Annotated in this window: 22 protein-coding genes; 4 read left to right on the top strand and 18 right to left on the bottom strand. The window is 54.8% G+C overall.

The annotated features are described in order from the left end of the window. Positions 1-44: 44 nt before the first annotated feature. From OS190_RS19170 to OS190_RS19200, 7 genes are read right to left on the bottom strand one after another with little or no spacing between them, the layout of a single operon-like run. Positions 45-416: a VOC family protein gene (locus OS190_RS19170; protein ID WP_267160314.1), complete on the bottom strand. Its 372-nt coding sequence runs from the start codon at positions 414-416 to the stop codon at positions 45-47. A 14-nt stretch (positions 417-430) separates the two neighbouring features. Beyond that, positions 431-1,204 carry an SDR family oxidoreductase gene (locus OS190_RS19175; RefSeq protein WP_267160315.1) on the bottom strand — a complete coding sequence of 258 codons (774 nt, stop codon included), beginning with the start codon at positions 1,202-1,204 and terminating at the stop codon, positions 431-433. 4 nt (positions 1,205-1,208) lie between these two features. Then, complete coding sequence (locus OS190_RS19180; RefSeq protein WP_267160316.1) at positions 1,209-1,976, bottom strand: SDR family NAD(P)-dependent oxidoreductase; 768 nt, start codon at positions 1,974-1,976, stop codon at positions 1,209-1,211. Next, positions 1,973-3,289 carry an acyl-CoA dehydrogenase family protein gene (locus OS190_RS19185; protein ID WP_267160317.1) on the bottom strand — a complete coding sequence of 439 codons (1,317 nt, stop codon included), beginning with the start codon at positions 3,287-3,289 and terminating at the stop codon, positions 1,973-1,975. The genes OS190_RS19180 and OS190_RS19185 overlap by 4 nt, the downstream gene beginning before the upstream one ends. A 22-nt stretch (positions 3,290-3,311) precedes the next feature. Beyond that, positions 3,312-4,091, bottom strand: coding sequence for an enoyl-CoA hydratase-related protein (locus OS190_RS19190; protein WP_267160318.1), 780 nt, complete (start codon positions 4,089-4,091; stop codon positions 3,312-3,314). Next, positions 4,088-5,380, bottom strand: coding sequence for a 3-hydroxyacyl-CoA dehydrogenase (locus tag OS190_RS19195; RefSeq protein ID WP_267160319.1), 1,293 nt, complete (start codon positions 5,378-5,380; stop codon positions 4,088-4,090). Before OS190_RS19195 ends, OS190_RS19190 begins: the two co-directional genes overlap by 4 nt. Next, positions 5,377-7,083: a class I adenylate-forming enzyme family protein gene (locus tag OS190_RS19200; RefSeq protein ID WP_267160320.1), complete on the bottom strand. Its 1,707-nt coding sequence runs from the start codon at positions 7,081-7,083 to the stop codon at positions 5,377-5,379. The genes OS190_RS19195 and OS190_RS19200 overlap by 4 nt, the downstream gene beginning before the upstream one ends. Positions 7,084-7,448: 365 nt before the next feature. Between OS190_RS19200 and OS190_RS19205 the strand changes: the two genes are divergently transcribed. Continuing rightward, positions 7,449-7,784 (top strand): hypothetical protein, encoded by a 336-nt coding sequence (locus OS190_RS19205; protein WP_267160321.1) that lies wholly within the window; start codon positions 7,449-7,451, stop codon positions 7,782-7,784. 369 nt (positions 7,785-8,153) lie between these two features. On the opposite strand, the gene OS190_RS19210 is transcribed toward OS190_RS19205, so the two are convergent. From OS190_RS19210 to OS190_RS19240, 7 genes are all read right to left on the bottom strand, one after another. Continuing rightward, positions 8,154-9,776, bottom strand: a complete 1,623-nt coding sequence (locus OS190_RS19210; RefSeq protein ID WP_267160322.1) for a dihydroxyacetone kinase subunit DhaK — start codon at positions 9,774-9,776, stop codon at positions 8,154-8,156. 11 nt (positions 9,777-9,787) lie between these two features. Then, the gene (locus OS190_RS19215) at positions 9,788-10,783 is read right to left on the bottom strand and encodes an ABC transporter ATP-binding protein (protein ID WP_267160323.1); all 996 of its coding nucleotides are present in this window, start codon (positions 10,781-10,783) and stop codon (positions 9,788-9,790) included. Then, positions 10,776-11,873 carry an ABC transporter ATP-binding protein gene (locus OS190_RS19220; protein ID WP_267160324.1) on the bottom strand — a complete coding sequence of 366 codons (1,098 nt, stop codon included), beginning with the start codon at positions 11,871-11,873 and terminating at the stop codon, positions 10,776-10,778. The genes OS190_RS19215 and OS190_RS19220 overlap by 8 nt, the downstream gene beginning before the upstream one ends. A 3-nt stretch (positions 11,874-11,876) precedes the next feature. After that, positions 11,877-12,065, bottom strand: coding sequence for a hypothetical protein (locus tag OS190_RS19225; protein WP_267160325.1), 189 nt, complete (start codon positions 12,063-12,065; stop codon positions 11,877-11,879). After that, a complete protein-coding gene (locus tag OS190_RS19230) occupies positions 12,062-13,000 on the bottom strand; it encodes a carbohydrate ABC transporter permease (RefSeq protein ID WP_267160326.1) in 939 nt (312 codons plus the stop codon). Before OS190_RS19230 ends, OS190_RS19225 begins: the two co-directional genes overlap by 4 nt. Next, a complete protein-coding gene (locus tag OS190_RS19235) occupies positions 12,997-13,944 on the bottom strand; it encodes a carbohydrate ABC transporter permease (RefSeq protein ID WP_267160327.1) in 948 nt (315 codons plus the stop codon). Before OS190_RS19235 ends, OS190_RS19230 begins: the two co-directional genes overlap by 4 nt. Positions 13,945-14,066: 122 nt before the next feature. Next, positions 14,067-15,389, bottom strand: coding sequence for an ABC transporter substrate-binding protein (locus OS190_RS19240; RefSeq protein ID WP_267160328.1), 1,323 nt, complete (start codon positions 15,387-15,389; stop codon positions 14,067-14,069). A 190-nt stretch (positions 15,390-15,579) separates the two neighbouring features. Here OS190_RS19240 and OS190_RS19245 point away from each other — a divergent pair, with 190 nt between their 5' ends. Then, positions 15,580-16,602 (top strand): LacI family DNA-binding transcriptional regulator, encoded by a 1,023-nt coding sequence (locus OS190_RS19245; RefSeq protein ID WP_267160329.1) that lies wholly within the window; start codon positions 15,580-15,582, stop codon positions 16,600-16,602. 67 nt (positions 16,603-16,669) lie between these two features. Here OS190_RS19245 and OS190_RS19250 read toward each other — a convergent pair whose 3' ends face one another. Next, entirely contained in the window at positions 16,670-18,421 is a 1,752-nt protein-coding gene (locus tag OS190_RS19250) for a tetratricopeptide repeat-containing sulfotransferase family protein (protein ID WP_267160330.1), read from the bottom strand. Between the two features lie 298 nt (positions 18,422-18,719). Next, complete coding sequence (locus OS190_RS19255) at positions 18,720-19,460, bottom strand: MOSC domain-containing protein (protein ID WP_267160331.1); 741 nt, start codon at positions 19,458-19,460, stop codon at positions 18,720-18,722. A gap of 249 nt (positions 19,461-19,709) precedes the next feature. Here OS190_RS19255 and OS190_RS19260 point away from each other — a divergent pair, with 249 nt between their 5' ends. Together OS190_RS19260 and OS190_RS19265 are read left to right on the top strand one after the other, a co-directional pair. After that, positions 19,710-20,741, top strand: a complete 1,032-nt coding sequence (locus tag OS190_RS19260) for an NAD(P)H-dependent flavin oxidoreductase (protein WP_267160332.1) — start codon at positions 19,710-19,712, stop codon at positions 20,739-20,741. Then, on the top strand, positions 20,738-21,433 hold the full coding sequence (locus tag OS190_RS19265; RefSeq protein WP_267160333.1) for a 5-formyltetrahydrofolate cyclo-ligase: 696 nt from the start codon (positions 20,738-20,740) through the stop codon (positions 21,431-21,433). The genes OS190_RS19260 and OS190_RS19265 overlap by 4 nt, the downstream gene beginning before the upstream one ends. 58 nt (positions 21,434-21,491) lie before the next feature. Here OS190_RS19265 and OS190_RS19270 read toward each other — a convergent pair whose 3' ends face one another. Continuing rightward, the gene (locus OS190_RS19270; RefSeq protein ID WP_267160334.1) at positions 21,492-22,247 is read right to left on the bottom strand and encodes a C40 family peptidase; all 756 of its coding nucleotides are present in this window, start codon (positions 22,245-22,247) and stop codon (positions 21,492-21,494) included. A gap of 314 nt (positions 22,248-22,561) precedes the next feature. Further along, entirely contained in the window at positions 22,562-24,352 is a 1,791-nt protein-coding gene (locus OS190_RS19275; protein WP_267160335.1) for an acyl-CoA dehydrogenase, read from the bottom strand. Positions 24,353-24,464: the final 112 nt, after the last annotated feature.

A 24,464-nucleotide genomic window follows, 5' to 3' on the forward strand; every position in this document is an offset into this window, starting at 1 on the left:
GCGGCCTACTGGTCACCTGACTGTAACAAAGCTGCGGATTTGCCTTAACCAAACACAAAAAAGCACAGTTTGTTACCGTCCGGGTCGCGCACATAGGCACCATAGAACCGGTCGGGAATGCGCTGCCCCGGTTCGCCGTCATCCGTTGCACCCAGTTCCAGTGCAAGGGCATATAGCGCGGTTGCCTCTTCCTTGGTGGCTGCGGGAAACGCGATCATGGTACCATTGCCGGGTGCAGGTGCCTGTTTGTCATAGGGTTCGCAAACCGCCAACATCGGTTCGCCTTTCTTGCAACCGATAAAGGCAATGCGGCCCATGTCGGTCACAACTTTCGCGCCCTGCGTTGCAAACAGCCCGGTGTAAAATGTCTTGGCACGTTCCATGTCTGAAACGCCGATGGTGGTATAGCCGATCATGTCAGGTTCCTTGCTTACATTTTCTTGTCGCTGAACTTGCGGTTCAGCTTGCGCATACCACCGATCCAGCGGTCATAGTCATTGGTTTTGTTCTTCATGTATTCGCGCACTTCTTCATGTGGCAAAATCAGGAAGGTTTCATCGCGGATCGCCTCCAGGCAAATCTGTGCAACCGGTTCTGGTTCCATCATGCCGTTGATAGCGGCGACATGGTCTTCATGCCCGCGGGTCATTTCAGTACGCACGGCCTGCGGGCAGAGGACAGAGACCTTGATGCCCTCGTCACCATGGCTCAGTGCGATCCATTCGGCCAGACCAACGGCGGCGTGTTTGGTAACCCCGTAGGACGCGGACCCGATCTGGTTCAGCAACCCAGCCGCCGAAGCGGTGTTGAGCAGATAGCCACCACCCCGTGCCGCCATCAAAGGCACCAAATGACGGGCTGCCCAAACATGGGCCATCACATTGATATTCCATGTACGTTGCCATTCGCTGTTGGGGGTTTCCATCCCGCCCCCGACGGCGATGCCAGCATTCGACCAGAATAAATCAATCGGACCAACGTCGCGTTCAACACTATCGATCATCTTGATGATCTGCGCCTCATCCGCGACATCAACAGTATAGGCCGCACCGCCAGTGCTTTCCGCAGTTTCTGCGGCCCCTTCGCCATTTACATCGACACAGATGACTTCCTTGGCACCGGCATCCTTGAACGCGATACAAAGGGCGCGCCCGATGCCGCTCGCTGCACCGGTAACGACACATATCTTGTCTCTTATTTCCATTGCTTCATGTCCACATGTTGGACCCGCCACAGACGGTCAACGCCTGTCCGGTCATGTATCTACTGGCGTCGGAGGCCAGAAAGACGGCGAGGCCGGCAAAATCATCCGGTTCACCCAATCGACGCAGCGGGATTTCGTTTTCGATGCGTTTGGCGACTTCGGGATTGTCCCAGAGTTCGCGGGCGAATTCGGTTTTCACAAGACCGGGGCATATTGCGTTGAAACGTAAACCGTCTGGGCCAAATTCTTCTGCCAAGTTCCGTACCAAACCGATCAGCGCCAGTTTCGACATCCCATAAGTCCCCAGCATCACGGAGGGTTTGAATGCCCCTATGGATGAAGTAAAGACCATTGACCCTGCGCCCTTTGCCACCATGTCCGGTGCGACCATCTGGGCCAGCCAGAGGTTGGATTGCACATTGGCGTTCATGGTTTTCTGATAGGCGTCATCGGGTATTTCGGAGGTTTTTCCAAAGTATGGGTTCACCCCCGCATTGCCAATCACCACATCAATTGGGCCAGCCAGTTCATGGGTTTTATCGACCAGTGCCTGGAGCTGGTCCTTATAGCCCACATTGCAGGCCACGCCATGGGCGCGTCCCTTGCCGAGGGCATTGATGCCCTCTGCCGCGATGTCGAGTTGGTCCTGCTTGCGCGCAGAAATCACCACCGTTGCACCGTGTTCGGCCATGGCGGTCGCCATCGCCAACCCCATGCCTTTGGATGCGCCGGTCAACAGCGCCACCTTGCCGGTCAGATCAAACAGTCTCATCCCATGAATCCGCCGGCACCACGCGCCTGGGTGTCGGCCTTGATGGCGTCCTGGCGGGAATTACTGTCCTTGTAGGTCTGCACTTCGTGGCGGGCGATGACGTGGTGGTGAACCTCATCGGGACCATCCGCATATCGCAAGGTGCGTTGTTGGGCATACATGCCCGACAGCGGAGACCATTGACTGATGCCTGTTGCACCATGAACCTGCATTGCCTGATCGATGATGTCACAGACCTGTTCCGGTACCTTGGCCTTGATCATGCTGACCCAGATGCGGGCCTCTTTGTTGCCCAGGACATCCATTGCCTTGGCAGCTTTCAACACCAGCAAGCGCATCGATTCAATTTCGATTTTGGCGCGCGAAATGGTTTCCATGTTCTTACCAAGATCGACGATCTTCTTGCCAAAGGCCACGCGGTTCAACCCCCGGTCAATCATCAGGTCCAGTGCCTTTTCGGCCTGCCCGATAGAACGCATGCAGTGGTGGATGCGGCCCGGTCCAAGGCGGACCTGAGAGATTTCGAAGCCTCGGCCCTCACCCCAGAGCATGTTCGCTTCGGGCACGCGAACATTTTCGAACTTGATATGCATATGTCCGTGCGGTGCATCGTCGTGGCCAAAGACATGCATCGGGCCAAGGATTTCAACGCCAGGCGTGTCCATCGGTACCAGGATCTGTGACTGCTGGCGGAAAGGTTCCGCATCAGGAGAGGTCTTGACCATTACGATCATGATCTTGCAGCGGGGATCGCCCGCACCGGAAATGTAATACTTTTCGCCGTTCATCACCCATTCACCGTTTTCCAGCACGGCGGTCATGCCAATGTTCTTGGCATCAGACGAAGCGACATCCGGCTCGGTCATGGCAAAGGCCGAGCGGATTTCACCAGCCAGCAGCGGCTTGAGCCATTTTTCCTTTTGCTCGGGCGTGCCGACGCGTTCGAGGACTTCCATGTTGCCGGTATCAGGCGCGGAGCAGTTCAGGGTCTCGGATGCCAGGGGGTTCTTTCCCAATTCAGCGGCGATATAGGCATAATCCAGATTGGACAGACCTTCACCGGTTTCCGCATTGGGGAGAAAGAAGTTCCACAGCCCGGCATCGCGTGCCTTTTGCTTTGCAGCGTTCATCAGTTTCATCTGGCCGTCGGTGTGGGACCAGCGGTTTTCGCGGCCTTCGCCGAGGCGGTAGTATTCTTCTGACATCGGATCGACGTTTTCGCGGATGTGTTTGATAACTGCATTCAACAGCGGTTTGGCCTTTTCAGACATTTCAAGGTTGTTCAGGCTTAGCGGGGAATTCGTGTCGGACATTTTGGTGCCTCCTGTTGGCGGATTATTTGTTCACCCAGTTGGGTGCGCGTTTCTCGACAAAGGCATTAACACCTTCTTTGAAATCTTCGGTCTTTGCCAGATCGCCGATCACCTCGCGGGAATAGGCGATGCTGTCTTTCATGCCGTCACGCACATACATGTCATTCAGGACACGTTTGGTTGCTTTGACGGCGGACGGCGAAACAGAGCAAAGCTGTTCGGCCTTTTCCATTGCCTTGGTCATCAGCTCATCATGGGGATAGACGGCATTTACACATCCCAGTTCAAGCGCCTCATCTGCCAGAATGGTTCGCCCTGTATACATCATTTCCTGCGCTGCCAGCCGCCCGATGTAGCGCGACAGGCGCTGCACTCCCGAGGCAGCGGCAAAAAAACCGACCTTGACCTCGGGGAGCGCGAATTTCGCCTGGTCTGAGGCAAGGATAATGTCACAGGACAAAGCCGTTTCAAATCCACCGCCCATGGCAAAGCCGTTCACAGCGGCAATGATTGGCTTTTCCAGATCGAAACGGGATGACAAACCTGCAAATCCGGTGTTGGTCATCTTGGCCTTACTGCCGCCTGCCGCTGTCGCCTTGAGGTCGTTACCCGCGCAAAATGCCTTGTCACCGGCCCCGGTCAACACCGCCACCCATAGGTCCTGATCCGCTGCAAAGGTATCCCAGCAATCCGCCATTTCATTATGCATATCGACATGAACCGCGTTATAGACGTCCGGCCGGTTCATCGTGACCAGCAAGACATTGCCTTTCTTTTCCGCGGTTATGAAATCATAGCTCATACCTTCAGGCCTCCCGTATCTATTTCGATGAATTTTCCGCCCTTGGCTGCCAGGGTGCGCAGGGTTTCGGCGGGCGTAAATGCGGTATCTTCGGCACCCAGCTTTTCCATCCGCTGCAACACCGCTTTTGCGCCAACCATATCACCATAGAACATCGGCCCACCTTTGTCGGCGGGCCAGCCATAACCGTTCAACCAAACGACATCGATGTCGGACGGACGTTGTGCCTTGTTCTCTTCGAGGATCTTCACCGCTTCGTTGATCATCGGATATATGCAAATTTCGATTATCTCATCTGCACTCCTCTTTGCGGGTTCGGCACCTGTGATAGCGTGGATGATGCCTGCGGTTACATCCGATGGAATTGGTTGGCGATTTTCATCGTAATCGTAAAAACCTGCCTGGGTCTTCTGACCGCGTCGGTCAAGTTCGCACAAGGCATCGCGGATTGGGTTGTCGGTCTTGGCACCCTTGGACCAACCGATGTCGAGTCCTGCTAGATCGGACATCTGAAAGGGCCCCATTTTGAATCCGAACTGGTTCAATGCGGCATCCACCTCCCATGGCAATACGCCCTGATAGACCAGTTTGTTGGCCTGAATCTGGCGCGCAAACAGGATGCGGTTGCCGACAAACCCGGGGCAGACGCCGACGAGCGCGGCGACCTTGTTGATCTCTTTCGCCAGCGCCATACAGGTAGCCACCACATCGTCAGCGGTATGCGTGGCCCGCACGATTTCGAGCAATTTCATCACATTCGCAGGTGAGAAAAAGTGCAGCCCGATCACGTCTTCGGGACGTTTCGTCATGTGGGCGATTTCATTGATGTCGAGGGCAGAAGTATTGGTGGCAAGGATTGCACCCGGTTTCATTACTGCATCAAGTTCGGAAAATATCTTGCGCTTTAGCTCCATGTTTTCGAAAACCGCTTCGATCACCAAGTCACAGTCTGCGAGATCGATCATCGAGAGGCGACCATCGAAACGCGCCATCCGCGCCTCGACTTCCTCCTGAGGGAACCGGCCCTTGTCAGCAGAACGCTGATAGTTGCTGCGCACAACCTGCAATCCGCGGTCAAGCGCCGCCTGTGTGGTTTCAACGATTTTGACGTCGAAACCGGCGGTGGCAAAATTCATCGCTATGCCGCCACCCATTGTGCCCGCCCCGATGATACCTACGGTTTTCACGGGGCGTAGCGGCGTGGTTTCGGGCAAGCCGGGCACCTCCCAGGCAGCGGCACCGGCCGCAGCGATATAGGCACCGATTTCCTGTTCATTCGGAATATTCATGTTTGAACCTCTTGGATTTCCAGACAGGCCTTGCGGATCGCACGGCGGTCGATTTTGTCGGTTGCGCCACGGGTGAGCATCTCGTGCTGGACCCACAGTTTTACCGGAATTTTGAATTTGGCGAGGTGCCCCTCAAGAAAGGCCGTCATCTGGTCACAGGTTACGCTGGTGCCCGCGCGCAGTTGCACAGCGGCACCCACGACCTCTCCCAGGCGATCATCAGGAACTGAAAACGCAACGGCTTCAAGGACATCTGCATGCCGATGCAGAGCACCTTCGACATCCAGACAGGCGATGTTTTCGCCCCCACGAATGATAATGTTCTTTTTGCGATCAAGGATGGTGACATAGCCTTCATCATCCAACACCCCAAGATCACCAGTGAGCAGCCAACCATCGACAAGCGTTTCTGCGGTAGCCTCGGGTTGGTTGAGATAACAGCGCATGATATGCGGACCCTTGACCGCGATCTCACCTATTGTACCGTTCGGCACGTCTTTGCCGTGATCATCCAGCATGCGCAATTCCTGGACAGGTGGATGCAGCTTGCCCGCGCATTCAGGTCGTGCGGTGTAATCGTCACCGATCATGCCGATCCCAAGAGCATTTGTTTCAGTCATGCCCCAGCCTGTCGCAATACCCGCCTGAGGAAAGGCTTGGGCCAGTTGCGTAACCTGGGTGGCGGGGCGTTTTGCGCCGCCGGAACCAAGGTAATCCAGCGTTGGTAGGGATGTACCCATGCGTATTGCCGATTCCATAAGCTCGGCAGATTGTGTCGGCACCCCCAGAAAACGCGTGATTGCATTGTCACGGATCAGGCGCACGGCCTCGTCCGGGTCCCATTTGTGCATCAGGGTAATCTTTGCCCCCGCTGGTAGACTAAGCAGGAACAATGGATGGGTTGCAGTGACATGAAACAAAGGTGTGACCACCAGTGCAGAAGGACGTAGCGGCGCCGGTGCATCTGGGGTAGGCGGATCGACCAGCGGTGCAATGACCGATTGCATCAACCAGCTAAACACCGCATTGACCGCCCCGCGATGGGTTTGCACCACGCCCTTGGGATGACCCGTCGTTCCCGAAGAATACATGATAGCAAAGTCGTCATCTGTATCGATTTCAACTTCTGGTTTCTGATCGCTTGCGCCGCCATCGCGCAAGGTGCTGTAATCCAGCCCAGTACGTTTTTCGCCGTCGCGGACACCGATCAGGGTCAGGTCCAGGCTTTGGGCCAAGGGGTGCAGGCGGTCCATGCGCGGGGCGTCGGCAAAGACCACTCTGGCTTCGCTGTCGCGCAGCGCATAGTCGAGCTCTTGGGTGGTCCACCAGGCATTCATGAAGACTGAAACTCCGCCGATTGAAGAAATGGCGAGGATCAGCACAAGCAATTCGGGATAATTGCGCATAGCAATGGCGATGCGATCCCCTCGGTCCAGTCCCAGTTCATCGCGCAAGGCATGCGCCAAGCGGTTTACAGAGGCGGTGAATTCAGCATAAGTCCAGCTTTCCTTCTCATAAGCCAGATATTCCAGTTCTCCCTCTCCGTGGCGCGCCCATCCTGCTGCCAATAATGCGGGAACGGTTGAAGGTATATTCTTGAATGCCTTGACCTTCACCCCGTCTATAATGACCTGATGGAGCGCGAACACCGGATCGGTTTCGATCACATGACTTACGGCTGCCTCTGGTGTCATTGCCATCATCTGGCCATCGTATTTCTGTGCATTCGCCCCTCCCAAGGAGAAATGCCGGCCCCGTCTTGTCTGTGCAGGTCGCCGACTCTGTTATATGGAGACTATGCAGGAAATCAGCACATGCCAATACCGCAGAACGGAACGTCATTCCGCTATTTTTCCGATTTGGTCACGGCCTTGCTGGTTTCGATGCAACAAGGGTCCGCCAGCTGTATGGCAGTGTCAATCAGGACCGGAATGTTTTTACCATGCTGCGAGCCTTGCTCCTGAAGCAGCGGCCAGCAGGTTTTGACGTCAGAGTGATCCAGATCAAGGTAGTATTGGTCAAGACCGGGTTAAGGTCGTGCCAATCGAACCAACGACGGAGCAACCGGATGTCCATCCTTTCCCTGATCAAAAACCTTATCAATGAGCGCGAGCGCGCGCCGACAGCACTTGAGCTTGCCGATATGGGCTTGTCCAGATCCAGTTATCAACGCTTGCTGTCAAGTGCAGACGGAACGCGCCAGCGCATGGAAGTGCTGGCCGCTCAGTTTAACGTAACACCTGAGATGATCGATGCCGACCGCGGCCTGGCACTGGAGCTTGCTGAAACTTGCGGTCACTGCAAAAGCGCCAAGGCCTGTCAGAATGCCATTGATCTGGGCGTTGATTTCAACACCAGACACTGCCCCAATGCGACAATCTACTCAGATATGGCAGCGCCATGACAGGCGCTGTCTGGTGAAATCTTTCGGGGGTCAATGAACAGGAACCAGCCCTCTGTGTGTCAATTTTGGATCGTGACACTGATAACAAACAGCAAAACACACTGCCCCATACTTGGCGAGAGTCCACAGGCAGGCATTGATGTCTTTAGAAATAACCAGGTGGAGGTGAAATACTCCTAAGGATTAAACATAATCAAGATTATCAATTTTTGAAACCTAACCTGGTGCGCGCTACTTCGAAGTGCGACTCCTATTAGAAAACAAAGAGGGCACATTCTAATCTGGGTGACTCTTCTCCCAGACCCATTGTCGTTCAAAGTTTCGCTGAGTACCCTACATCCTGTGCGAAATACCGGCAATTTGCCTTGCTCATGTTGCGAGTTGTTCAAACAGCCGCGCGACCGCTTCGGCGCCGGGGTCTACATGACCCTGTAAATGCTCGGCGTTGATATAAGCCGCACGCCCTGCTTTTGCCCGGGTGATCGTTGCGGTATGGGCTGCTCCTGCCCGCGCTGCGGCAGCGGCCTCGGCCAGGCCCTGGGCCTCCAGCGCATCTAAAGCGGGCTTGAGCGCGTCTACCATTGTTCGATCGCCAAGCTCTGCACCGCCAATCTGCTGCATCCTGTCCAGCCCTTCCTTTAACGCCCCGACCATACTGAGCCCGCTGGAGGCTGCATCACCCGCGGCGGTGAAAAAGATGGCCAGCAGAACGCCGGAAGATCCGCCCATCGTCTGGGTCAGTTCCTGACCGACAGCGCGGAACAGTTGAGTGTGATCCGCCAGGGGCAGGCGGTCCAGCGCCCCGATCAGTGCCCGCGCCGCGCCGGCGAGCGTCGACCCGGTGTCACCATCTCCGGATTTGGCGTCAAGTGCATTGAGCTCTGCCTCTGCTTCGATCAGGATCTGACAGCACCGGGTCAGGAAGTCCGACGTTCCCTTGTGTTCGGAAGGGATCGGCTGGATCGGGCGCAGGCCATCAGGCAATTCGATCACGCGCACAGGTTTGATCGGCTTGCAACCGGGCCAGGCAGGAGGAGCACAAGGCGCACTAAGCCAAGCATGATCTTCGGCACTAAGCGGATAAACCGAGACAGAAAACCCGCGCATGTCGAGGGATGTCATCATTGCCGCCGGCCCGACAATCAGCTTGAGATGTTTACCGATTGACGATTTCACAAGATCATTGGCCAGGATCGACATTTCCAGCTCAGATGCCCCGCCAAGGTTATTCAGCAGCACAACATGGGGCACCGGATCCATCACCGCTGTCAGCTTGGCCGTTACAGCATCCATTGCTTGTTCTGCATTGAGGTAATCGATCTGCTGCACCCCTGCTTCACCGTGAATTCCAAGGCCCAGCTCAGCCTTCCCTTTTCCGATGCGCTGCTCCTTCGGAGAGCCGGGGACCGTGCAGGTATCAAGTGACATGCCAATAGATTTGGTGCCTTTGATAACCCGTTCGGCAACCGCCGTAATGTCATCGAGAGAGGCCCCGCTTTCCGCCATGGCACCGGCAATCTTGTGAACGAAAAGCGTACCTGCCACTCCGCGCGGTTGCGGCAGGTCAGGCAGCGCAATATCGTCATCGACAATCACCATGCTGACCTTGAGGCCAAAGGCGCGTGCGCGCTCTGCTGCAAGGCCAAAGTTCAGCCTGTCCCCGGTGTAATTCTTGACGATCAGCAGGCAACCCGCTGGCCCCGTGACCGCGAGAATACCTGCCAGAACTGCATCAACCGACGGCGAGGCAAAGACATCGCCGCAGACAGCCGCAGTCAACATCCCTGCCCCGACAAAACCAGCATGAGCCGGCTCGTGGCCGGAGCCACCGCCCGAAACCAATGCAACCCTGCTCTTATCCCAGTCGCCACGCATAACCACCCGAATATGAGGATAGCCGTCCAGTCGTGCCAGTTCGCCGCCCGATGACTGAAGCAAACCGTCAATTGCCTCGGTGACCGTGGTATCCTTGTCATTGATGAATTGGGCCATGATGTCCTCCCTCAGGCCAGTCGCGCGCCAGTGGCGTCAAAGTAGAATGGGTTCTTGGGGCGAATCCTGATGATGTCGCCCGATTTCAAGTTCGTATGAGCATCGGTGACCGTCACGATGTCATGTGATTTGAAGCTCAAGTGCAGGCGGGTTTGATCGCCCAGATGCTCGACGCGCTGGACAAGGCTTTCTTCCCCCTCGCCCTGCACGATCTGTTCGGGGCGTAGACCGATGCTTTGCGCAGTTGTCGGCGCGCCACCAAAAACCGCAGCAGGCAGCACATTGATGCGCGGTTGACCAAGACGGCTGGCCGCGTAAATGCTCACCGGGTCTTCATAGATCTGGCGGGGGGTGCCAAATTGTACCACCCGTCCCTTGTCCAATACACCCACATGAGTCGCCATGGTCATGGCTTCGATCTGGTCATGCGTGACGTAAAGCAAAGTGGCACCCCGGTCCGACTGAATCGATTTCAGTTCGATTCTTAGGTCCGCACGCAGCTTGGCATCCAGAGAGCTGAGCGGCTCATCCATCAGATAGACCGAAGGGTTTCGTACAAGGGCACGCCCGATGGAAACGCGCTGCATCTCGCCGCCTGAGAGCATCGTCGCCTTGTTGTCCAGCTTGTGAGAAATCTGCAAGACTTCCGCGATTTCACCAACCTTGCGGGCGATCTCATCATCAGGTGTTTTCAGGATCGGTGATTTCAGCGGAAATTCCAGATTCTGCCGCACAGTCAGATGCGGATAAAGGGAATACTGCTGGAACACCATCGCCACATCCCGCTGTGCCGGGGTCAGGCCCATCATGTCCCGCGCCCCTATGGAAATGCAGCCGCTATCCTGGGTATCCAGCCCAGAAACCAACCGCAGCGTTGTCGTTTTGCCCGCCCCTGTTGGCCCCAAAAGCACGACAAATGAACCATCAGGAATGGTCATCGTCACGTTATCAAGCGCGGTATCGGCCCCAAAAGATTTGCTAACACCTTTAAGAGTGACTTCAGCCATGGGTTAGCACTCCTTCATTGGCCCGCGACCGCAGGGCATGGCCGTGATCATTCTCAAACAGGGTGATGGTGCGGGAGTCGAAATTCAGTCCCGTGGACTCTCCGACTGCAATCTTTTTATTGCTGGGAACGCGCGCCTTGAGAAGACCATTAGGTGTGTCCAACGTCACGATCTGGGTAGTACCAAGGTATTCCGTGGCAACGATCCGCCCGCGATAGGGGGCTGCATCATCCAGCAAAACATGTTCCGGACGGATACCCAACGTCAGCCTGCCGTTGCCCCCTTCGATGCTTTCGGGAACCTCGATCGAAACATCATTCAGATGCACAGTGGCCTGCCCTGCTCCGATCGTACCGTTGAAATCGAGAAAATTCATTGGCGGCGACCCAATGAACTGGGCTACGAATTTGGTCGCTGGCCAGTCATAAATTTCCTGTGGGATGCCGAATTGTTCCACAACGCCATGGTTCATCACCACAATCTTGTCGCCCATCTGCATCGCTTCCAGTTGATCATGGGTCACGTAGACGGTTGTGGCCGCCATCCGGTCGTGCAGCGCACGCAACTCTTCTGCCATATGTTCGCGAAACTCTGCATCCAGAGCGCCTAGGGGTTCGTCCATAAAAAACGCCTTGGGATCACGCACAATGGCACGACCAAGTGCAACACGTTGACGATCCCCGCCCGAAAGCCCCCCTACAGGCCGGTCGAGAATATCCGAGATTCCGAGGATCTCCGCCACCTCGCCTACCTTGGCCTTGATCTTGGACCTTGGCATGCCCTGGCTCTTTAGAGGGTAGCTGATATTCCCGCGCACATTCATATGCGGGTACAAAGCGAACATCTGAAATACAAATGCAATATCGCGCTGGCTGGCGGGTTTCTGACCCACCTCTTCGCCGTCGATGTAGATCTTGCCACTTGTCGGAAGTTCCAAACCCGCCATCATCCGCAGCGTTGTCGTCTTGCCGCAGCCAGACGGCCCGAGCAGCATGAAAAACTCGCCATCTTCAATGGTGAAACTTGACGACTGAACCGCGGTAAAATCCCCGAAATCCTTGCGCACATTTTCAATTCTGATCTGTGCCATGGGTTACTCCGGGAAATGGCTGACGATGATGAACATCACCGTACCAATGAGAGTGATCAGGAAAGACCAACTGTAAAGGATGATCGCAAAGGGCTGCATCAGCATCACCACACCAAGCGCTATGAGGATTGAAGCCACCATCTCCCAGGGACCACGCCGCAGCCGCAGCAAACCATTGATGAAAGTGCTCATTTGCGAACCGCTCCGAATGTGATGCCGCGCAGCAAATGTTTGCGCAGAAGGATGGTGAAAACCATAACAGGCACGAGGAAGATCGAAGCACCGGCGGCAACAGCGGGCCAATCCTTCCCCCCTACACCGATGATGGTCGGAATGAAGGGCGGCGCGGTCTGTGCGGTGCCCGATGTCAGCAGAACGGCAAAGGCATATTCGTTCCAGGCGAAAATCAGGCAGAAGATCGCAGTCGATGCGATACCAGTAGCGGCCTGCGGCAGCACGACCTTGTAGAACGCCTGAAACCGGGTGTACCCATCGATCAGTGCCGCTTCCTCGTATTCGATGGGGATTTCGTCAATAAAACCTTTCAATAGCCAGACCGACAGGGATAGATTCACAGCCGTGTAAAGCAGGATCATGCCCAGGTGGGTGTCGTTCAGGCCGAGATTGCGAAACATCAAAAAGATAGGAATGGCCACAGCGATAGGCGGCATCATCCGCGTACTCAGTATGAAGAACAAGAGATCATCCTTCAGCGGAACCCGAAAACGGCTGAATGCATAGGCGGCCGCAGTACCGAGCAACATGCACAAGGCCGTAGAGCCGAATCCAATGATGATCGAGTTCAGAAAACGCGCGCCATACCGCGAAGGGCCTGTGATGACCGTGCCTTGATCGCGTGCGATCTGATCATACCATGTCTTGGGCGGTCCTGCCGTCTCCAGCATGTCCTGCGTTGCACGGGTGCGTTCGGTGAACAGATTCACATAGCCTTCCAGCGAGGGCTCAAAAATCATCTTTGGTGGATAGGCGATTGAATCGGGGCCGGATTTGAAACCCGTCGCGATGATCCATATCAGCGGCGAAATGGTGATCAACGCATAGCCGACAACAAGGATACCAGCGAGCCACTTTGTGCGCTTGCTGGGTTCGGTCACGGAAAAGCTCATCTCTCTTTCACCTTGTTCAGGGCTTTGACGTAGATCGAAGCTAGGCCGAAAACCGTAACGAAGAGGATCACGGCATAGGCCGAAGAATAGCCCGTCCGCCATTTTTCAAAAGCTTCGCGCTTGAGGTCGATAGAGGTCAGCGTCGTGGTGTTGCCCGGACCGCCACCGGTCAGCTGTACGACTAGGTCAAACATCTTGAAGTTCTCGATCCCGCGGAACAGCACCGCCAGCATCAAGAAAGGCAGCACCATGGGTACGGTGATAGTCCAGAACTGCCGCCACTTGCTGGCACGATCACATTCGGCGGCTTCATAGATGCTGTCGGGGATGGAACGCAGGCCAGCCAAACAGATCAGCATGACAAATGGCGTCCACATCCAAGTGTCTGCGATCACAATGGCCCAGGGTGCCAGATGCACATCCCCGATCATCGAGAAACTGGCCGGATCAGCACCAGTAAAGAAGGTAACGGCGTAATTGAACAAGCCGATCTGTGGTTGGTAAAGAAACGTCCAGAAATTCCCCACCACCGCGGGTGACAGCGTCATTGGAAAGACGATGATCGTCGTCCACAAATCGTTGCCTTTGAATTTCTTGTTGATCAGAAAAGCCAGGGCGAACCCGATCAGCACCTGCAACACAATGGTCCATATCAAAAAATGTGCTGTTGCCTGCATCGTCGCCCAAATATCCGGGTCTGACAGAATGCGTTCATAGTTACGCAGTCCAACCCATTCGACCACGCGGTTTGGGCGGTTCACACGGAAGTCGGTAAAGCTGAGTCGGATCGTCCAGATCAAGGGAAAGATATTGACCGCCAGCAATAGAAAGATCGTCGGTGCGACAAAAATCCAGGCAATGGTACGGTCGGAAAGTCCGCGAATCCGGCGCGCCAAACCAACTGGCGTGGCCTTGGCGGCCTTGTCGATGGATGTGTCAATCATTGCTTCCGCCCCGTCACGCGTATGCCGGTTTTACGCCTGGTTCTTCAGAAAAAGGCTCTTGACGGCCGCTTCGTGCCGCCAAGAGCAGTCAGACCATTTGAGTGGTCCAACAGGGAGAGATGTCAGTACTTGCCTTCATCCTCGAAGACTTCGGTCCAATCACCTACGAGACCGTCAAGTGCTTCTTTTGCCGTGCCTTCGCCTGCGATCACATAGTTATGAATCCGCTCCTGCATCGGCAGCAAAAGATCGGCATAAGCAGGTTCAGCCCAGAAGTCCTTTACGATGGCCATACTGTCGAGAAAGGTCTGTGCGTAAGGCTGGCTTTCGGCAAAGCCCGGATCCTCGACCACGGCGCGTAGTGCAGAATAACCGCCCAATTCCCACCAGCGTGCTTGTATTTCAGGCTGCGCAAACCACTTGATATACTCCAGTGCCGCCGCCTGCTTTTCGGAGTAGGCAACAACAGAGATGCCCTGCCCGCCCAACTGTGCGAACTGACCTTCGGGGCCTGCCGGGTTCGGGAAATATCCAGATTTGCCGCCGCCTACATTGGGATCCGCCTCAACCCCCGGCCAGATAAAGGCAAAATTCATCTGGAGCGCGACCTGACCGGATTTATAAGCGTCGATGTTTTCGCCCATGTACCAGTTGGACGATCCTGGAGGTGTCGCGGTATCATAAAGCTCTTTGTAGTATTCAAGGCCCGCGACGGCCCCCTCTGAATTTACAAAGCCTTCAAGATCATAGGGCTTTTCCGGGTTCTCATAGAGAAAACCGTAATTATAGAGAGCGTTGGTCACGCCCATTGTAATCCCTTCGGAACCCCGCTCGGTATAGATCGCCGCGCCGTAGACAGTGGTCCCGTCAATCTCACGGCCCTGAAAGAATTGCGCGATTTCTTTCAACTCTTCCAGTGTGGCCGGAACGTCCAGTGCACGGCCGTATTTTCCCTCAAACTCTGCCTGAATTTCTGGACGCTCGAACCAGTCTTTGCGGTAGGTCCAGCCAACCACGTCGCCAAAGGCCGGAAGCGCCCAGTAGTTCGGGGTGTTCTTGGGCCATTCAGAATAGCCGGTCACCGTCGCGGGAATGAAATCATCCATGGTGATGTCATTGGCGTCGAAGAAATCATTCAATTTGACGTAATGCCCGTTCTCGGCACCCGCGCCAATCCATTGACTATCGCCGATCATCAAGTCACAAAGCTTCCCGCCTGAGTTCAACTCGTTCAGCATACGGTCGGCAAAATTTGGCCAGGGCACAAATTCGAAGCTCATGCCATGACCTGACTTTGCCTCAAAATCCTTGGACAATTCGACCAGAGCATTTGCCGGATCCCATGCGGCCCAGCATAGTGTCAGATCCTCTGCGGCCGCAGACGTGGCCACTCCCCCCGCAATCAGCGCCGAAACGGCAGCCGACATCAGATGTTTCGTCTTCATTTAGAAATCCTCCCAGTTTCACCGCCACGACCCTCCTGCCAGGGCCCGACTATGTACAAGTCGTAAATGAGGGGCGTACCTCAGATCAAGCAAATTCTGAGGTACGCCCCTCAAAATGTATTGCGCAATCTTGTCCAACAGGGCAAATTGAGGGAATGAGGATCAAGAAAACTGGAACGTTTCCAATAAAATGAGACCAACGACAAAAGACTTGGCCAAGGCCGCAGGTGTCAGCCTTGCAACTGTCGACAGGGTTCTCAATGGGCGCTCCGGTGTTAGAGAAAAAACCGTCAAAGCCGTCAACGCCGCGATTTTACGAATCGGTTTCGAACGCAACCAGGTTGCGGCGACGCTTGCCCGACAGCGGGCTTACCGTTTTGCCTTTGCCCTGCCTCGTTTCGGCGATGAATTCCTCGACGAAATCATTGATCGTATCCGGGAATTCGACAGGGCAGGCCGCGCCGAAATGGTTGAGGTCGACGTGATCCGGCTGGATGATCATGACCCGCACCGGGCCGCCCGGACATTGTCGCGTCTGTCGGCAGAAGACCTCGACGGGGTCGCGATCATGGCGCCGGGAACTCCCCAGATCCGTGATGCCATTCTCAGGATGCGTGAACGTGGTATTCGCACCATTCCCTTTATTGCAAATCAACAGCTTCATGGTGACGAGGGCTTTGTGGGGATCTACAATCGTGGCGCAGGTGCCACAGCGGGACGTCTGATGGGCCGCTTTCTTGGCCGGCTCTCCGGTTCCATAGCGGTACTTACCGAAACCACGCAATCCCGTGACAGCCTTGAACGCAGGCTTGGCTTTGATGGCGTCATCAACCGCGACTACAGCAACCTGAAAATTCTTCCCACGCTAGAAACACACGGTGATCCGGGGCGAACACAACATATCTTGCGCAATGCGCTGCACGCCCACCGGGATATAGTTGGCCTTTATTTCATGGGTGCAGAAGCGCGCGTGCCAATTGAAGTTTCCAGAGTGCTTACGGCAACCAACGATCGCGTTGCAATCGCTCATGAACGCACGCCTTCCACCGAACATGCACTCAAAACCGGCGAGCTCGACGCTGTAATTCATCAGGATCCTGGGCATCTTGTACGTAGCGCTGTTCGGATTTTGCGTGCGAAATGCGAAAACCGTACGACTCTGGCATCCCAGGAACGAATTCGCACAGAAATTCTCATTGCTGAAAATATCTAGTCACAGATGCCAAACGACAAAACAAAGTAGTATTTTGGCGCGTGCTTTCTTCAAACGCGAAGGTGTTCTAATTCTGAATATAGTCGAACCATAATCTGTGGTCCAATCCAGCGATAAACGGCGTAAGCAGGCTGGCTTTTTCCCGCCATTTTCCAACTGACTCCCTGTGTACTGGACGGCGCAGTTGCGTTGCGCTTTGCGTCAAGACTTGTGTGGTACTCAGATCAGGACGTGCCATGTGTCTGTACCACGCAAGCCCACAGAAATCCGCCATCCGATGTCCTGCGGTTTCAATGTCTTCAACCAGATCGCGATAATCAATATCAAGGATTTCTCCTGGCAGGGTCATTCGCCAATGCTCCATTGATCGTGCATACAAGTTGAATTTAGCAGCCATCCAGGCCCAGTCATAAGTATAGGAAAGCACCGATCCGGAGAAATGCGACTTCCACATAGACAGGGCAATGTCTCGTGGATCGCGCTGGACGTTGATGATGCGTGCATTGGGATAGATCAATTTCAGAAAGCCAACCAGCCGGTAATTCTCTGGCATCTTGTCAACATAGGCAACTGTGCCTTCTGGCAAATCCGGTAACAACCGGCGGTCCTGTTGGGCAATTATTTCAGCATCTCTCTGCGCGAAGGGCAGGTTTTGCTCTATAGTGTCGCGCAATAGAAATCCTACCGTTCCACGCTCACCCAAGGGAGCCACATGTGGATGCAAGCCCAAAACCGCTTCGACAAGAGTGGTACCCGACCGAGGCAATCCAATCACGAAGATTGGCGTGAAGGCTGTTGTGTTCTGACGCTCCAATTGGATCTCACTTGGGAACCGATCCAATATCGCCTGGGTAACACTTGCGTCAGCATCAATGTTGTAAGGCCTCAAACCTGCCATTTCCTTGTTCGCACGGCCCAACATTTTGTCGGCTTCTTCGAATTTTCCTTTGGCAACAAGCGCACCATGCAATGCAAAGAACAGACAGGCGCGATCCTCTGGGTTTCTTGACACCCTTTTCAAGGCAGCTTGAATTCTTGCCTCTAGGGCTGCGACTTCTTCCCGCGGTAACAGTTTTGTAAGTTGCTCTAATGCACCGGGGTGATCGTGTTGAATATTCAAAAGGGATTCATATTGTGCAATGCCCTCCTCTGATCTACCCATTTCGATAAACTGGGCGGCAAGCCTATACCGCGCTGGCAGGTTATCCGGCGCAATCTCCACCGCCTTTTCGACAACTTTCAAAGCATCCTGTGACCTGGTTTGACGGGCGAGTGGCAGGCTGAGGTTGGTCAACGCGGTGACGTCATTGGGGTTGATTTCCAGAACCTGCCAAAGATCGTCTATCCCATCCTGAATCCGTCCGAGGGATAGGTTGATTGTACTTCTCAGATGGTGCAGCGTTGGTTGTTTTCGTTCCAGTGCAAGGGCCGCATCGATCGCCTGAAGTGCATTCTTGTCTCTACCCAGACCAAATTCTGCCTGTGCTTTCAGAAACCAGACCTTCCAATCCTCAGGTCTCTCCGATGAAAGCCTGTGCAACAAGGTTATCGCCACATCATAACGACCGCTCAGGACCAGTGTCTGCGCGAGATTCTTTTGCGCATCCGGGAAATCCGTTTTCAGTTTAAGCGCTTTTTGAAAGTACCTGATTGCATCGTCCGAGCGCCCATTGGCACTGCTTGCTATGCCTGCCAGATTCAGCGCGGCCGGAGAAAGCGGCGACTTTTTGAAGGCCGCGAGCGCCGCTTTCAATGCGCGGTCATAATTTCCTTGTTGAAGGTAGGTATTGGCGTCTTGAATATCATCTTGATAGGTCATTTCGGTTTTCAGCCGTTCAGATCTGTGCTTTCGAACGTCTGCGTTGGGGGCTGCACCACGCAAAAATCCAATTGCTTCTACGCAATTGCGACAGCTTTTCTGCTTTGCCTATTTGCGACAAGCTGCTGTGCACCTGTTATGCTTGCATATTGCCTATGATGTCTGACTTAGCCAGCGTTCATTCTATGGCTACCAAGAATCGCCAACCGCGGGTCTTTGTTGCCAGGCGCCGCAGCGGCATCAGCAACAGCGCCCAGATGCAATGTTGTTTGGGGTGTAGAGCGGACCAGACATCCATTTATTGATCGTGCTGCAAGCCAACCTTGGTAAAGTTGTCATGGGCAACGGACCCCAGAAGCCGTCGATCGGTGTCTTCGTCCTTCTCGCCATCCGCAATCTTGGCAAAGGCTTTGCGCCACCCAGGGGCAAGTTCGGGCAAAGCCGCAAGTGTTTCCGCATCTTCTTGCGAAACCTTGCGGGTCAATCTGGCGGCGGTCACGCGCCTTACCGACCAATCGGGCTGGCGTCTTTCGATCAGCGAAATCATGTCGCCCGTCCCGGCACTGCCGGGTTCAAGAACGCGATAATACCATCCTGTCCGGCCGGTTGATTGAAACAGATAGGCCATTTTCTTGTTCGCCGTATATTGCGATACTTTCCAACAGGGTTGACGGCCCTGGCTGATCTGCACCACTGCAGATCCCAGTTGAAGGATGTCGCCGATGCATAGGTTGTCTTCGCTCAATGCACGGGACGCAATGTTTTCCCCAAAAGCGGCGGGTGTTGTCCCTGCCGGGATTTCGCCTTCGGCGATCCAACTGGCATAGTGTTCGCTTGCATAGTGATGAATCGCCTTTTCAACGCCACCATGATGATCGGGATCCGCCTGAGCATCCTCGACAAAGCCAAGCTCATTGATGTCGTGGCGGCCAATGACCGGTTTTTTGTCAATGGCTGACGGATCTCGACCGGGCCAGTGGTTTTGAACCTTACCAAAGAATAACCCATCTATACGGGTGGAGGGGTAGGTTTTGGTCATTGGTTTGCCTGCGCGCAACGGAACTGGGTCAGCGTGTCGATCCCTGAACAAAAAACACCGCTTCTGACGGGGCCAAGTCTGAAGAAATACTTTCTCATGGTTAACCAATAGCGAGTCGAAAAAGTTGTTTCAATAGCCCCTCAAGACGCCCACCAAGATGTGGTGCAATTGGATGATCATAGCTGTGTCATTGCTCAAGGTCTGGAAACCTCCTAGCCTGATACACGCGGCAGAAGATGGAAACGAGCGATGGATCCAAGGAAAAAAATTCGCACCCCTCTTTGTTCTTTGTTGGGCTGTGATGTGCCGATCTTGCTGGCAGGTATGGGTGGGGTGGCGCGGTGGGAACTGGCAGCCGCAGTCGCCAATGCCGGCGGGTATCCTGCGCTTGGCATGGTGCGCGAAGATCCGGCTTTGATCACTTCTGAGGTACGCGCCCTTCAGGCCGCAACCAAACGCCCTTTCGCGGTTAATTTGATCCCCGCTGCGACCGACCCGGCTTTGCTTGACGCGCAGATCAACCAGTGTCTGGATTTGGGTGTCGGGGCATTTTCGTTTTTCTGGGATGTTGTTCCAGAGGTCGTGGCACGGGTCAAACGCGACGGCGCCTTGGTCCTGCATCAGGTCGGCACCCTGGAACAGGCACGCAAGGCTGAAGATGCAGGCGCAGACGTCATCGTTGCGCAGGGCATCGAGGCCGGTGGCCATGTCCACGGACGCATGGCCGCATATGCTTTTGCAGAAACTGTTCTGCAGCAAACCAATCTACCGGTCGTCGTATCAGGGGGTATTTCAACTGGCAAAGGTCTGGCCGCGGCAATTGCACTAGGGGCACAAGGCATTCAATGCGGCACGGCGTTTCTGGCAACACATGAGGCATTTGCCCATACAGAGCACAAAAACCGTGTCGTCGGCTCCGACGGAGAAGACACGGTACTTACAGACGTCTTCGTTTTGAATTGGCCCAAGGGGGCAGCGGTGCGGGTGATCGCCAACAGCATTACCAAGGACCTTGGTGGCCGGTTCTTTGGTCATGACCCGGACCAACTGCCGCAGCAGCCAATTGCGTGGGACGGGGCGCAGGCGCGCTATCGTTTCAGCACTGATTCACCACTTCGCACCACGACCGGCGATTTGGAAGCCATGCCCAATTACGCCGGTCAAGGTGCCGGAATGATCAAAGAAATCCTACCAGCTGGTTTGCGCATCACACAGATGATCACCGAAGCGGCTGCCTGTTTTGACGATGCAACCCTCCCCTTGAAAAGCGACCAGAGATGAACACAGAAAACGACAAGAAGCCCCAGAACGGTAGCTATGCATCCCCGCCCTGTCTGGCACATGAGATTGACCCGGCCTATTTTGATCCGATGGCCGTTGATCCCGCACAGGCTCGCGATGTCGCACATTGGCGCAAAGCCAAGAGAGAAGAGCTGAGAGCCGCGCGCAAAGCGTTGAGCGTTGAACAACATGCGATCATTTCCGAACAGCTGTCAGAGCAATTGGAGAATGTCCTGCATGCCAGATTTGGCGGCGCCAAAGGCCACGTTCTTTCTGCTTACTGGCCCATCAAAGGCGAACCGGATTTGCGGAAATTGATGGTCAAATTGCATCAAGCGGGTGTCATCATCGCTCTGCCTCTGGTCGAAACCAAGGCCGCGCCGCTTGTCTTTCGTCGCTGGACGCCGGAAACCAAAATGGTTCGCGGGGATTGGAACATACCTGTGCCGCCTGCCGATGCGCCCCAGATCATGCCCGACATTGCATTGGCACCACTTGTGGGCTGGGACGGTGATCGTTTCCGGCTGGGGTATGGAGGGGGCTATTTTGACCGGACGCTTGCCGCTCTTGATCCTCGTCCCTTAGCAATCGGTGTCGGCTACGCCTCGTCAAGGTTGCCCACGATCTATCCGCAGCCACACGACGTCCCCATGAGCCTGATCTTGACAGAGCAAGGTGTTCAGGCTGGGTAACGATTGTACCGACATCGGCTCACCCAGGGCTGACGCGAATCCTGAAGGATGGCGCGGCTCAGGGCCCTGGGTTTTCCCAGACAAGAGTATGGAAATCGAATTTGGACTCAAGGGTCGGTTTCACAACCTCCATGTACGGCGATAGATCAAAATCACGCGGCGCGAATAGTGAATGGTGACGGATATGGAATATCTCTTGTTGCACGGAATTCTCTGCGTCATTGACCGTTACTTCGGGTAGGATGGGATAATTGATCGATTGAAACGCCTGGGCGATCAAAGTGGAACAAATTGCTCTGGTCGGATCCCCCGATCCAATCGCAAGCATCCTGCGCCGCCACCGGGACGGTACAGGCAAAGGCGGCATGAAATACCGGAGCAAATCAAAAATGTTACGCAGATCATACCGCAAGCCCAACTTGTCGATCATAAACCCGACAACTGCCATCCGCTCCGCATCGGTCAGTGAACTGGGGCGGCAAATACGCAGGTTGAAACCCCGATATTTTTCGACCGGCGATACGATACAGCCCTCGTGAAGATTAACTTCGATCAACTGAAGATTGGCCTGCCCGTTTTTGGTGTCCCCCATCGCCCCTCCGATGAACAATGCCGCATGTGACCAAGTAGACTGCGTTAGATATTTGATGGCACCGGAAATCCGTTCGTTGCCTTCGACCAACACGACATCTCCAGGTCTTAGAATCTCGCACAACTTGTCAAAATCAACGTGAACAGCAGGTGTATATCTTGGATGTCGCGAATGAAGATGCCGTGCCAGAAAATGACCGCAATTGTGAAGAAAAGCATTCATAGCCCTCTGCATTTTTTCAAACATGGCACAATTTCCCAGGCTGGATGCAGAACCATTATCATTCCCGGACGACCACCCAAAGAAGTCTGTGATCAACAAATGGTTTTCTACGCGACCCTTTCTGGCTTTTTGCCCTGATCAACCATCCAGCAACCGACGTTGGCCGTCGAATGCAGGCAATTGCCAAGGCAGATCACCCCGGCCGGGACAAGCGATTGTGCACGGGCGACTACTCCGCCAGTCATCTTATTCCGGGCGCTGATGTCCTTCGTAATCCTGCCAACGCCGGACCGGGGCAGACCGACCTCCCTCGATCAGGAGCCAGCGCCAAAATCGTTGGGTCTCAGGTTCAGTATCGAAGGGGCAGCGCCGGTAATGATCGTGGATAATGCATTTGCATGCGGCACCACATTGGCCATGTAGAACTTGATCGTTTTCATCTTGGCCTCATGAAAGCTGGAACCGGTTCCGGCCTCGATGCGCCGACCTGCATGTAACGCTGCATCGCCCATGGCCCATGCACCCAAGGCGATGCCGAACAGTTCAAGAACATCAGTTGCAACAGCCTGTGCTTCAGGACCCTTCTGTTGCAGTATCCAATTCGTTGCATTTTCAATGAGATAGGCCGATCCTCCGACTATCCCACTGAGTGTTGACCAATCCGCTGCCAGATTTTCCTGATCCGCAAGCACCAGCGCAGTCGCCCGCATATCTCTGACGATCTCGAATGCAGCCTTGCCACGGTCACGCAAGATCTTGCGCCCGATCAGATCCAGCGCCTGAATGCCTGTCGTGCCTTCGTAGATCGTGGTGATCCGGGCATCCCTTAGGTATTGGGCAGCACCGGTTTCTTCGACATAGCCCATGCCGCCATGAACCTGAAGCCCGAGGGAAGCGTTCTCCACCGCCAGTTCCGTCGACCAGCCTTTGACCACAGGGATCAACAGATCGACGCGACGCTGGTGGCGTGCCTTTTCGTTTGCATCCTCTGATCTCTGGGCGAAATCCAGAGACCGGGCGGCACGATAGGCCAGAATACGGGCCGCTTCAGTCCGCGATTTCATCAACCCCAGCATGCGCCGGACATCTGGATGACCAATGATTGCCGCGCTGCCGCTGTCTTCGGGCGTGACGCCTTGCTTGCGTTCCATCGCATAACGGGTCGCATGCTGGCTTGCCTGTTCCGCAATACCAACGCCCTGCAGGCCTACATTCAGGCGCGCATTGTTCATCATCGCGAACATATATTGCAGGCCAACATTCGGCGCGCCAACCAGATACCCCACCGCACCACCGTTGTCACCAAAGGCAAGCGTACAGGTCGGGCTCGCATGGATGCCCAGTTTATGCTCAATCGAAACACAGCGCACATCATTGCGCTCTCCCAAACTGCCGTCAGCGTTGACCAGATACTTAGGAACCACAAACAAGGAGATGCCTTTCACCCCCTCCGGTGCATCGGGGAGCCTTGCCAATACCAGATGAATGATATTTTCGGTCAGATCATGTTCGCCATAGGTGATAAAGATTTTCTGGCCAGAAATAAGAAAACGATCCCCCTCCGGTTCCGCCTTTGACCGTATTGCCGCCAGATCGGACCCGGCCTGAGGTTCTGTCAGGTTCATCGTACCCGTCCATTCGCCACTGACCAACTTGGGGAGAAATATTTCTTTCAATGCCGGCGATGCAAAGCCTTCCACAGCTTCGATCGCCCCCTGCGTCAACATCGGGCAAAGTTGGTATGCAGCGTTTGCACCCTGAAAGATTTCCTGGATACAGGCATTTACCACCGCAGGCAGGCCCATGCCGCCATGCTCGCCTTCCGCCGTCGGCGCATTCCAGCCCATTCCAACCAGTTGGTCATATGCCTGTTTCCAGCCGTCGGGCATCGTTACGGCACCCTTGGTGAACCCAAGTCCCTCGACGTCACCCACAACATTCAAAGGTGACAAAACCTGCGATGCAAATTTACCGGCTTCCTCAAGAATAGCCGCAACCATGTCAGGGGTGGCATCCTCCAGACCGGGTAGTTTGGCGATGTCTTTCAAGCCACATAGCTCTTCGAGCACAAAAATCATGTCTTCAATCGGAGCATTGTATGTCATGGTCTTGTTTCTCCGTTTGGATCAAAGTTTATTGAGCATTTCCGGCACGGCCTCGAAAAGGTCCGCGACGAGTCCGAAGTCAGCGACCTGGAAGATCGGGGCTTCTTCGTCC

Origin of the sequence: Sulfitobacter sp. F26204, from assembly GCF_026410305.1 — a bacterium.
Taxonomy (GTDB): domain Bacteria; phylum Pseudomonadota; class Alphaproteobacteria; order Rhodobacterales; family Rhodobacteraceae; genus Sulfitobacter.